Annotated in this window: 11 protein-coding genes; 6 read left to right on the forward strand and 5 right to left on the reverse strand. The window is 29.5% G+C overall.

Annotation, left to right across the window (positions count from 1 at the left end):
• The first annotated feature begins 283 nt into the window (after positions 1-283).
• Genes ACST13_RS10985 through ACST13_RS11010 form a run of 6 tightly spaced genes read left to right on the forward strand, consistent with a single transcriptional unit; the run spans position 284 to position 8,845 of the window.
• Positions 284-520, forward strand: a complete 237-nt coding sequence (locus tag ACST13_RS10985) for a hypothetical protein (protein WP_459523245.1) — start codon at positions 284-286, stop codon at positions 518-520.
• 6 nt (positions 521-526) lie between these two features.
• Positions 527-1,138, forward strand: coding sequence for a hypothetical protein (locus tag ACST13_RS10990; protein ID WP_459523246.1), 612 nt, complete (start codon positions 527-529; stop codon positions 1,136-1,138).
• On the forward strand, positions 1,129-2,607 hold the full coding sequence (locus ACST13_RS10995) for an ATP-binding protein (RefSeq protein ID WP_459523247.1): 1,479 nt from the start codon (positions 1,129-1,131) through the stop codon (positions 2,605-2,607). Before ACST13_RS10990 ends, ACST13_RS10995 begins: the two co-directional genes overlap by 10 nt.
• On the forward strand, positions 2,600-5,527 hold the full coding sequence (locus ACST13_RS11000) for a Z1 domain-containing protein (RefSeq protein WP_459523248.1): 2,928 nt from the start codon (positions 2,600-2,602) through the stop codon (positions 5,525-5,527). Before ACST13_RS10995 ends, ACST13_RS11000 begins: the two co-directional genes overlap by 8 nt.
• Positions 5,528-5,531: 4 nt before the next feature.
• Positions 5,532-6,428: a PD-(D/E)XK motif protein gene (locus tag ACST13_RS11005; RefSeq protein WP_459523249.1), complete on the forward strand. Its 897-nt coding sequence runs from the start codon at positions 5,532-5,534 to the stop codon at positions 6,426-6,428.
• A complete protein-coding gene (locus tag ACST13_RS11010) occupies positions 6,425-8,845 on the forward strand; it encodes an AIPR family protein (RefSeq protein WP_459523250.1) in 2,421 nt (806 codons plus the stop codon). Before ACST13_RS11005 ends, ACST13_RS11010 begins: the two co-directional genes overlap by 4 nt.
• Here the strand turns inward: ACST13_RS11010 and ACST13_RS11015 are convergent.
• The 5 genes from ACST13_RS11015 to ACST13_RS11035 form a co-directional block, all read right to left on the reverse strand.
• On the reverse strand, positions 8,840-9,106 hold the full coding sequence (locus tag ACST13_RS11015) for a hypothetical protein (protein ID WP_459523251.1): 267 nt from the start codon (positions 9,104-9,106) through the stop codon (positions 8,840-8,842). The genes ACST13_RS11010 and ACST13_RS11015 overlap by 6 nt on opposite strands.
• Before the next feature lie 52 nt (positions 9,107-9,158).
• The gene (locus ACST13_RS11020; protein ID WP_459523252.1) at positions 9,159-9,587 is read right to left on the reverse strand and encodes a hypothetical protein; all 429 of its coding nucleotides are present in this window, start codon (positions 9,585-9,587) and stop codon (positions 9,159-9,161) included.
• A complete protein-coding gene (locus ACST13_RS11025) occupies positions 9,587-9,805 on the reverse strand; it encodes a hypothetical protein (RefSeq protein WP_459523253.1) in 219 nt (72 codons plus the stop codon). The genes ACST13_RS11020 and ACST13_RS11025 overlap by 1 nt, the downstream gene beginning before the upstream one ends.
• Positions 9,806-10,184: 379 nt before the next feature.
• Entirely contained in the window at positions 10,185-10,439 is a 255-nt protein-coding gene (locus ACST13_RS11030; protein WP_459523254.1) for a hypothetical protein, read from the reverse strand.
• Between the two features lie 54 nt (positions 10,440-10,493).
• Positions 10,494-11,527, reverse strand: a 1,034-nt coding sequence (locus ACST13_RS11035; protein ID WP_459523255.1) for an IS3 family transposase, incomplete at its 5' end; no start/stop codon positions are given.

Raw genomic sequence — 11,527 nt, forward strand, 5'->3', positions numbered from 1 at the left:
CAAAGAAGATTGAACTATGAGAAAATAAAAACAGCCAAAGATTGCACAGAAAAAAAAGAAATTATACATTCACAAAAACACGAAACACTTCTTTAGGAAAAGTCCACTTTAGTTTGACGACGTACAATCAAAAAGAAATCTTTGGGATCTAATTCAATATTCTAAAGTAGTTGGAAGTGAGTATTTTAATGGCAATGAAAATGTAATTGGTAATACACCGCAACAAGGGATAAATTGGGTTGGAATTGCGCCTTTTCATCAATTAGTAATTATAAAAACCAAGGTGGGAAAATATTTTCATGATGGTTATGAGAATAACCAATGTTTTTCATATTCATTTAAGTCACAAAAAGGAATAATTAATGAAAATGAGACGGCAAATAAGTGTATTATTTATCAGAAAAAATACAAGTATCCTATATTGCTTTTAAAGGAAGATGGTAAAAATTGGAATGTTGAAGGTTATTTTAATGTTTCAGAAATTTTTGATGAATATGTAAGAATGTTGAAGATTATTTAAATAAATATGAGAATTTTATTAGCATGTGAAGAGTCTCAAGCTGTTTGCAAAGGATTTAGAGATATTGGACATGAGGCTTTTTCTGCGGATATTTTACCCTGTTCTGGTGGTTTTCCTGAATGGCACATTCAAGGAGATGTGTTAGAAGTTTTACATGATGGATGGGATATGATGATAGCATTTCCACCTTGCACTCACCTAGCCGTAAGTGGTGCTAGGCACTTTAAGAAAAAAATTGAAGATGGTAGGCAGCAAGAAGGCATTGATTTTTTTATGGCTATGGTAAATGCTCCTATAGGTAAGATTGCCATTGAAAACCCTATTGGAATTATGAGTACAGTATATTCAAAGCCATCTCAAATAATTCAGCCATACTATTTTGGAGATCCATATTCAAAAGCAACTTGTTTGTGGTTAAAGGGTTTACCTAAACTAACTCATATAAAGGACTCTCCTCTATTTCCAGAACTAGAAACCCATACTCATAAAGGTGAGTTTGTAACATTTTCAAGTGGTAAAAGAATGGCAAAATGGTATTCAGAGGCTTCAGGAAATGGGCATGTAAGAAGTAAAACATTTCCAGGTATAGCAAAAGCAATGGTTGAACAATGGGGATAAAACAGAATTATTCTATTGGGGAAGATTGTACACCAGAGCCATATGCACTTTTGGAGTCAAATAGAAATTTGGGATATTCTATCGAGGAAGCAATTGCAGATTTGTTAGATAATTCGGTTTCAGCCAAATCTACTGAAATTAAAGTTTCGATGGAGTGGAATGATGGGAATCCGATTTTAAAGATTTTTGATAATGGAGTCGGAATGAATTTGGTTGAGTTAATAGATTCATTTAAGTTGGGCTCTTTAAAGGATAGGACCCAAAATGATTTAGGTCGTTTTGGATTTGGTATGAAAACTGCTTCAATCAGTCAAGCTAGAAAGCTCGTAATTATTTCGAAAAAACAAGAGTTTCATGCCGTTTTCAGATCACTTGACTTAGATTTTATTCAAACTAATAATTCTTGGAATCTTTCTGTTCCAAATGAAACTGAATATTCTAAAGAAATTAGTTTGCTTAAAAATAATGGTTGTGGTACAATATTAATTTGGGAAAATTGGGATAGGGCACCTCTTGAAATAGAAAATTTTGCAAGTCAAATAAGTAAGACTAAAAATTATCTATCTGTATGCTTTCATAGGTTTTTCGAAAAAAAGTCATTAAAAATAAATTTTAATTCGATTGATTTAATAGGAATTAGCCCGATTCCTTCAACATCAACCTTAAGTTCTACAATTAAATTAAATGACCAAGTTGAAACAATATTAAATTCCTACAGCTTGCAGCACCCAATTCATTGGGATGAGGATTACGAAAATGCAACTATTCGATTTAACTCTTATTCTTTGTTTAATGGATTTGAGCAGCAGCAAGGAATTTATATTTACCGTCTTAATAGATTAATTACACCCTATGGAGGTTGGCGGGAATTGATGAAAAATAAAAACTCTTCAAAATTAGCTCGGGTAACTATTGATATTCCCAATAACTTAGAATTAGATGAAAAATGGAATCTTGAGATTACCAAAACAAATGCAAATATTCCATTTGAATTTATAAATGAAATAGTAGTTTTTGTCGATAAAACCAAGAATTTATCTGGTGTTAAAGTTAATGGAGGAGGTAGGAAAGTTGAAAGAGATTTTAGAGCGAATTATGATAATGCTACCGTTTGGAAGGACCAAATTGCAAACTCTAGTTTTAAATATACAATTAATGATAAACACCCGATATTTCAAATAATGTTAGAAAAGTCGTTGATTGATTCGAAATCACTTAAATTTTTATTAGAAATGATTGAATCAAATTTACCAATTTCTAAAATTATTGAAAACAATGATTTGCGTCCTAACCATCATGATAGAATAAAGTTAAAAGATAATTTAAGTTTAGAATACTTGAAAATAGCAAAAGATTTATTTGGTAAATATCGTTGTGATCATTCGCATAATGATTCATTGATTTTACTATTTAAATGCGAACCTTACTGTTATCATCAGGATCAAATTAAATCTTATTTAAATGAATGAAAATATTCAGAAGGCTCTAAGTTTTTGCCGATTAAAAATAGCGGCGGAAATTGAAGAATTACATGTATTTAATCGGTTTGATCCCAAAAAAATTTCAGAGATCATCGATGATATTTCTAAAATTTATTTTAATAATTTGTTGCTAAATGAACCTGAAATCAATTTTGATGATTTTAAAAGTATAATCTCAGAATCATTTGAAGAAAAAAAAGCTGCTGAATCAGCAAAGTCTCATGATATAGAGCCATGGTTAGATTCTGCTTGGAGAAATAATGATAAAATACGCTTTGAATGCTATAAACGATATTTGACAAGAACTGGAAAATTGGATTTAATAGAACAAATCGAAGCAGATACTTTTGAAATTTTAGATAATTGCCATAATCCGAATGATCCAGAAACTAACAATATGTCATGGGATAGAAGAGGTTTGGTATATGGACATGTCCAATCAGGGAAAACCGCTAATTACGTTGGTTTAATTAATAGAGCTTTTGATGTAGGGTATAAGGTAATAATTGTATTAACCGGAATAACAGAAGACCTTAGAAGACAAACTCAAGAGCGGATTGATTATGGTGTACTTGGAATACTAAATGGCGAATGGGTTGGTATAGGTAAAGATAGAGTTTTTCAAGATCTAAATGATACAATTTCATGTCCAACTTCCTCCGATTCAGATCTTTCAAGAGTAGGAAATTTAGACACCTTAGTTGGGATTAACCATAAATCAATTTGGGTTATAAAAAAAAATAAAACTGTTTTAGAAAACCTAATTAGTTGGTTGAATAATCATAGCAATCGACAAGACGATAATTATCAATTACAAAATACTCCTTTTTTAATTATTGATGATGAGGCTGATAATGCATCAATCCAATCAATGTCAAAATCAGAATTTAATCTTTATGATTTAGCGATAGATTTGGAATTAAAAGAAGAATTAAGTGAAACTGAGTTGGATAATTTAGAAAAAGCTAAAAAGCAAGTTATTTCAACAATTAATAAATATATTAGAGTTTCTCTGTCTTTAATATCTCAAAAGACTTTTATTGCCTATACTGCTACTCCTTATTCAGTTATAAATCAAAATGAGTTTAATATTAAGAGAGAAGACATTACAATAAAAGGAAGAAATTATAGAATAGACAGGGATAGTCAATTATTTCCTAAACACTTTATTACCCCACTAAATCCAAGTACAACCTATATGGGGATTGATAAAATTTTTGGTGATACGCTTGATGATCCAATTCCAGTATTAACTAATATAAATGAATCTTTTTCAGAAAATATTGATGAAATATTTGTAAGAAGCCAAAACCAAGATTATACTTTTACAGCAATACCAGATAGTCTATCGGATGCAATCATTTATTTTTTAATAACAATTTACGTAAGGAGTTTCCGTGATCAACATGATTATAACTCAATGTTAATTCATACATCACATTTGACCTCAAGAGTGGATTATCTTGCAAATAAAATTGACAAGTTTATTACAAATCAAAAGAATTTGTTAGAGGCACAGGATATTAAAACATTTAAAAAATATGAAAATGCACTTTTAAAAATAAAAGCCAGTTCTTTAAATCCGATATTCAAAATTCAATTTGGAAATGATAGGACTTATCTGACTCCTGATAAAATAACAATAAATGACATTTTATCGATTTTAACTTCTGAAAATCAACCTCTTGAAGTTGTTAGTTATCATTCTTCTAAATCAATTATTGATTCAGAAGGAAATGCGAGACCTCTGAAACATAATAATAGAAACCTAAATTATAAATCATCACGGGATCCAAAAGAAAAATTACGAAACTATATTGTTGTAGGTGGGAATAGGCTTTCAAGGGGACTTACGCTTGAGGGCTTGACGACTTCTTATTTTGTGAGAAGCTCTTCTAGAATGGATTCTTTATACCAAATGGGTAGATGGTTTGGTTACAGAAAAAATTATGAGGATTTAATTCAAATTTATTTAGATGAAAAACACATTGAATGGTATAGAGACATATGTAAGTTAGAGCATAGTTTACGGAATGACTTGAATGAAATGAATGAAAGACAAATAGAACCTAGAGAATGGTCTATTAAAATGTCGAATAATCAATCTTTAGCAACAATTCAAGCGAAACTTAAAATCTGTGATCCTTTGAAATTACAAAATACTCAGCAAATGCACCTTTCGTTTTCAGGAACTTCAATTTATACTAGAAAAATAAGTTTAGAGAACATTGAAAGACATTGTCAAAATTTCAATCTTTTTAAATTATTTATAGAATCATTACTTGAAAATAACCACAAATATTTGGTTAATAACACTGAATTGATTGGATTTATAAAAACAAAAAAAATCGATCAAAATATAAATCTCGAAAATGTTGAAGTTTCTAAAGTTCTAGATTTTTTTCAAAAGTTATATTTTCATGTAGATGAAAATAATGAGTTTAATAGGGTAAATAGATTTTTGAGAACAAATGAAGAAAAAATCAATTCATTTTCTATAGTAATCAAGCAAAAAATTAGTTCATCGATTAATCCTGAACCAGAATGGATTTTGGGCAATTCATTGTTGAAAAACAAACAGATTCAAAAAGTTCATGGTATTGTTCGTAGTCCTAGAAAGCCATTTGAATCAAATGGAGATTTGGTTTTTGAACAGTTGTTGGATAGTGATTTAGACAATACGTTCGATATAATTAATACTGATGAAATTTATGAGTTTTATAATCAAATTTCGAATGGAAGCAAAAAGCACAAACATAGGCACGAATTAAGAAAAATAAGTAAGAAGGCTATTTTGATTATTTATCTAACAAAATATGAACAGTATTTTTTACCACTTTTTTACTTAACTATTCCAGGAATGGATGGAGTTGATAAAGTAACATATATAGTAAGAAAAAATAGATAAAATCATGGAAAAAAATATACTTAAATTTCATACACAAAATGAGATAGTAAATTTACATAAACGTAATAATGAATTTGAACACTATGATTTAATAAGTATAAAATTTATAAATGATAGTAATTTTCACAAATTATTTTTGCCGAAATTGAAATACTTATATTTCGTTATTGGTAAAAATGAATTAATGGTTCATATTAACGATGAGTCATTAATTCAATACTTTAGTGAGTTTCTCTATATTTTTTATTCTCAACTTCAAAAAAATGATTCTACCAATGATTTAATTAAAAAATTTAATAGTACAATTAGAGATTTAATTAAACTAGGAGAAAAGAAAAGCCACATTTCAATAAATAGTGCACGTGGATTATTTGGTGAATTGAAATATTTGGAAGACTTACTTAATGATAATGAAAAATCATCTTACCGAAATATTATAGATTCATGGCATCGGCCTTCACCTGCTAATCGAGATTTTTCATTTGAAAATTTAGAATCAGAAATTAAGACTATATCAAAAAAAAATACTACCATAAGTATTGCAACTGAGTATCAACTTGAAAGTCAGGATTCAAGGGATTTGCATTTAATCTGTTACAGAATTGATAATATAAATAATAGCCTAGAAGATTCGCTTGGTTTAATGTATTCTAAAATCATTAAAATTTTAGAAAGCGAGAATTTAGAAGAATTATTTGCAACCAAATGTACTGAGGATGAATTAAATTATCTTGGACCTGAATTAACGCCACTTACTTATAAATTTGTTCTAATTGAGGTAATAAAATTTAAAGTAAATCAAGATGATTTCCCTCGAATTAGAAGGGAAAAATTAGAAACAGGCATTAGTAATGTAAGTTATGATATTGATATTTCTATGTTAGAAAAATTTAAAATATGAATAAGGAACTAGAGTTAACTAAAGGGATTCTTTTTTCGGAATATTATAATTTATACAAAGTTTCTCATAATGAAAATTTCATTGAAGATTGTAAATTTATTCGATTTGTTGATCTTCTATATACATCTGAAATTCTAATCCATCCCCCTACTGTATCTAGATTTAAAGGTACAGTAAATGGGATTAATTGGCATATTTTAGGTAACTCAATTTCCCATTTTTTTATTAACGATGATGATTTGTCCAATAATGAGGATGGAGTTGAGGATTCGCCTAATACAAATTACCTTACACAAAATTTTAAAGTTTCAATTATTGTTGGTTTATTTAGTAATGGACTAGAAATAGAATACATTAAAAAAGATAATATTGCTGAAATTGTCGAGCAAGCTAAAAATTTTATTTATAATTCTTTAAATGGGTTTTACATTAAAGATTTAAATGAAGGAAGAGAACTTCAAGAAAAAATAAATAAATACCATAAAGAAAAAACTTTAGATAAAATAGAAATTATATTTATTACCGATCAATTAATTGAATCTAATAATCTTGAAACTAAATTTTCAATAAACCAATTTGATATTTCCGGACGAGTTTATTATTGGGATTTAAAGAAATATAATGATTTAAAAAGAAGTAAAACTAAACGAATACCTATAAGTATAAATTTTGAATCTAAAGATTACGAGCAATATGATGTTAGTTATATAAAACAGGAGCATAAAAATTTAAATTATATTTTAGCAATTTTTCCTGGAGATTTATTAGCAGATTTATATGACGATTACAATACACAACTACTTGAAAATAATGTCCGATTTTTCCTTTCTGCAAATAGGAAGGCAAATAAAGCAATCAGAAATACAATTAAAGAATACCCTTTAAATTTTTTCTCATTTAATAACGGTATTTCCGCAACTGCTTCGAACGTAATTATTAAAAATGGTAAAATTATTGAAATTCAAGATTTTCAAATTGTAAATGGTGGTCAAACGACCGCTACAATACATTATGCAAAATCTAGAGATAAGTTGTCTTTGTCTAATGTTTTTGTTCAAGTCAAAATAACTTCTATAAATTCAAACGACGTAAATTATTCGGAAATTGTTGCTGAAATTTCAAAAGCGGCAAATACTCAATCTTCCATTAGAGAAAGTGATTTTTATTCAAATGACACATTATTAGTTAATATTGAAAGGCTTTCTAATAAAATTCCGGCTCAAGATAAAACAGGAAAGTTTGTTTTTTATTATTTTGAAAGAATGGCCGGTCAATATAATGTTTCTAAAAATAATCAAGGTTTATTACTTAAATCATGGGAACTGGGACGGCCAAAAGAATTTGTTTTTAACAAGATAGACGTTGCAAGGTGGTTTAATTGTTTATTCCATCGGCCTCATATTGCTGCATTAAGTGCAGAAAAGCAATTCACATTATTTATGGATAGCGAAGACAGGTGGAAAACTTTGAAAGAATCTCAATTTAAAGATTTAATAGGATTTGGATTGTTATTTAAAAGAGCAAGAAAACTATGTGGAACTAAAACAAATCGAGATTATCCAAGTATAATTAGTGATTCAAGTGTTGGAATGGCAACTACAATATATGCTATGAGTTATCTTGACAAGATTACTGATGGTTTAATTGATTATCATAAATTTTACGAATTAGAGTATAAGGTTGCTGGGTCACTTTTAAAATCAGAAAGGAGAATTAACTCAGATTTAGATAAGATTTTAGAGCACTTTATAATAAGAACATGGGATCAGATTGCTGCATATGGTATTACCTCAGCTCAAGAACAAACTAAAAAATTGGAATGTTGGGAATACGTTCAATCCAATATTATAATAGACGATTTAATAATTAATTCTTTGAAGCCTTTTAAATTACCTAAAAAACGCGAATTTAATTTAAAATCAGATGAAGAAATGTTTTTTGAGGCTTTTGAATATTTGTTAGGTAATAATTGTCAAAAATTAAACGCAATAAATAAAATTGTTTTAATTGATAACCAATATTCTAATTATAGACCCCCACTCAAAAATTTAGTTTCAAGATTAAAAGACGGAATTGCAATTTTAAGTTTCCAAAAAGTCAATGATATATTTAAATTGGGAATCGAGATGGAGAAAAAAGGAATAGGATTAGGTTCTGTAAAAGATGATATTGGGATTTCTAGTATGAATTATAAATTAATATACAAAACGTTTTTTGAAGATAAAGAAGATTATTTCGAGAATCTTAATGCTATTATAATTGATAAGTTTTCAGATAATTTAATTTTTAATGATTTGATAAATAAATTAGAAAAAACTAAGGAAATATTAGAGCAATTTGATTTGCATAATTTGGGTATTACAAGTAGTGATTTAAGTTTTTTAGACCTTTTTTTAAAAGAACTTGAAATATTATAATTTATTTTTTTCTTTTAAAAGCATGTGATGTAAAATTGTAAGGTACCAATCGTAAGGTATATCACTAGAAAAAATAATTTCATTTTCTTCACTGACATCTAAATTTTGTAAAATTATTTTGTACTTATATTCGTTCTTAATTATCTTAATTACGATTTTTTCCAAGGAATTATTCGTGCTTGCTAATTTTATATATTTATTCGTCTCCTCTACAACTAGCCAATTAGGATCGTTATTATCTAAAAAATATTTCTTATCCATTTAGGCTAAGTTGATTACTTTTTCATTGCAAGCAAAATTATTTTAGAAATTATTATAAATCATCAGTATTCTCAATGACTTCTTCATCCTCATCAGCTATTTCATAGTTAAAATCATCCATATCGAAATATTCCTTATTGTCATAATAATCGAGTGTTTCGCCAGTGAAATTTAAAAAGCTGTTTTGGTTGAAATCCTTATCAAGGATGATGTCAAACGATTGAAGACCCATTAAGACCATCAATGCATAAATTATATCATCTTTTTTTCCGGCGATGGCAAACACTTCTGATTCATTTAGATTGAATTGATTTTTCAACTTCTCATACATATTACAAACGAAAACTGACTGGGGTATAGCTCTCATGTCATTAATGATTTGAGCTGCGTTTTCAGGAAGTACCTTTATTTCAATTACTCTTCCTCCACCTTTCATTTTATAGGTTTCGTCATTCAATTCTATTTTCCCTGGAATTCTCATTATATCTCAATGTTTTTAGGATTACTTTTTATGGCTTTTTTTAGTTGTTGATATTGAGATAAAGTCAATTCAATTTTGATGGCTCGATGGGTCTTAATTGGGTTAAATTCTTTTACTAATTCGGTCAGTTTCATATGATTTCCTTTTAATATAAATATCATTTGAACCTTGAAAATCCATATAAAATTTCCAAAATTTTTATTTTGATAAATGGTCATTAATTCATCTTTTTACCTTTTAAAGGGTCCAAATTCTGAGAAATCCGGAAAAATATTCGCTCATGGAATCGTTGGGTGTTTTTAGGACAAGGTTTTTAATAATATAATGAAGGATACCGCCTACCTGCGAGGATCTCCTGCAGCGGGGGACCCCTGATCAAGACCAATGTTGTTTCGCATTTATTTAAACAGTTTCAGGTTTGTATATGTATGATTTGAGTCTGATCTACGCCATGATCATTAATTGAATTTTGTTTCGCATGACACAAACCCAACAATTTGTTTCAATAAAATGTGATTGCGTCAAACAAAGATTAAATCAAGAAACTATTAAAATAAGGTCCCTTTCTGCAACTTTATTTTTACAATTTTTACAGACTTATACTGTCAGGATTCCTTTTTTAATTGCCGTCTTTTTTACTTTCATAATCGTGGTCAAAGATTTCTTTTCCGTGAGTCCTGAAATTTGCCGAATACTAAGATTTCGTTTCAGAAGTTTTACAACATCTTTGTGATTAGATAAAAAGTCTTCGTCTGAGACTACCTGTCCTTTTTTACGTCCCACTTTACCACCAGAGGCCAAAAAGTTGCGGTAACCGGATTGGAACCTAATTTTAGTATTTTCAATCTCCATGCTCGCTACCCCGGCTAAAATTTGACATAAAAACATAGCCATGCCTGTACGTCGTCAAACTAAAGTGGACTTTTCCTTAAGGAGTGTTTCGTGTTTTTGTGAATGTATAATTTCTTTTTTTTCTGTGCAATCTTTGGCTGTTTTTATTTTCTCATAGTTCAATCTTCTTTGTTTTAAGGTTTCCATTTTAATTCGTTTTCTTTCTTGTAAAATCATCTCTCCACGCCCATAATATACGTCAGCAGGCGTTAGATTTTGAAGGGATTCATGATAACGCTGGTGGTTATAATATTCCACAAAATCTTTTAAAGCCGCCTCTAATTCCTCAGGCATATAATAATGATGGAGCTTGACTACATTCTTCATGGTCCGGTGGTATCTTTCTATCTTTCCTTGGGTCTGTGGATGGAAAGGTCTGCCGTGTAATTGATCCATATTGTAGGATTCCTTTAGGTATTGCTTTAGCTCTTTTGCTACATAACATGAACCATTATCAGAGAGTAATCGAGGTCTTGGTTTGGTGATTAATTTAGCTTTAATAATCGCCCGATCTAAGGTTCTTTTTACGTCTTCTACTTTCATGGATTCACACAACTCCCAATGCACAATGTAGCGGCTAAAATCATCAATCACCGTGCTTAAAAAATACCAGCCCCAACCGACTATTCTAAAATAGGTGAAATCCGTTTGCCACATCTGATGAACAAATTCAGTCTTGTTTTTATATTCATCGGCTGCTTGAATAAACGCATGAGCTGGAGGGCTAATCAATCCTCTTTGCTTTAAAATACGGTACACACTAGACTCTGAGATGAAGATTTGCTGCTCATCGGTTAATTTACAAGCTAGCTCCCGGCAGGAAAGCTGTGTGTGTTCTAAGGCTAATTCAACCACCAGGTTCTTTTGCTGTGAGGGAATCACATTCCAATGACGCCTGCCACAACGCTTGTTAGGACTTAGCCCATCCACCCCAAAATCACTGTATAATTTATACCATAGATAAAAGGTGCTTTTATTCAAACCCAATTGCTTGAGTGTTCGATTAATACCTATATCTGATCTTGTGACCATGTGAATGATTTCTTGTT

It is taken from the genome of Aquirufa sp. A-Brett2-W8 (genome assembly GCF_054558755.1).

Excerpts from the sequence above, each read along its gene's own strand:
- ACST13_RS10990 (WP_459523246.1), top strand. The coding sequence starts at position 527 with ATGAGAATTTTATTAGCATGTGAAGAGTCTCAAGCTGTTTGCAAAGGA.
- ACST13_RS10995 (WP_459523247.1), top strand. The coding sequence starts at position 1,129 with ATGGGGATAAAACAGAATTATTCTATTGGGGAAGATTGTACACCAGAG.
- ACST13_RS11000 (WP_459523248.1), top strand. The coding sequence starts at position 2,600 with ATGAATGAAAATATTCAGAAGGCTCTAAGTTTTTGCCGATTAAAAATA.
- ACST13_RS11005 (WP_459523249.1), top strand. The coding sequence starts at position 5,532 with ATGGAAAAAAATATACTTAAATTTCATACACAAAATGAGATAGTAAAT.
- ACST13_RS11010 (WP_459523250.1), top strand. The coding sequence starts at position 6,425 with ATGAATAAGGAACTAGAGTTAACTAAAGGGATTCTTTTTTCGGAATAT.
- ACST13_RS11015 (WP_459523251.1), bottom strand. The coding sequence starts at position 9,106 with ATGGATAAGAAATATTTTTTAGATAATAACGATCCTAATTGGCTAGTT.
- ACST13_RS11020 (WP_459523252.1), bottom strand. The coding sequence starts at position 9,587 with ATGAGAATTCCAGGGAAAATAGAATTGAATGACGAAACCTATAAAATG.
- ACST13_RS11025 (WP_459523253.1), bottom strand. The coding sequence starts at position 9,805 with ATGACCATTTATCAAAATAAAAATTTTGGAAATTTTATATGGATTTTC.
- ACST13_RS11030 (WP_459523254.1), bottom strand. The coding sequence starts at position 10,439 with ATGGAGATTGAAAATACTAAAATTAGGTTCCAATCCGGTTACCGCAAC.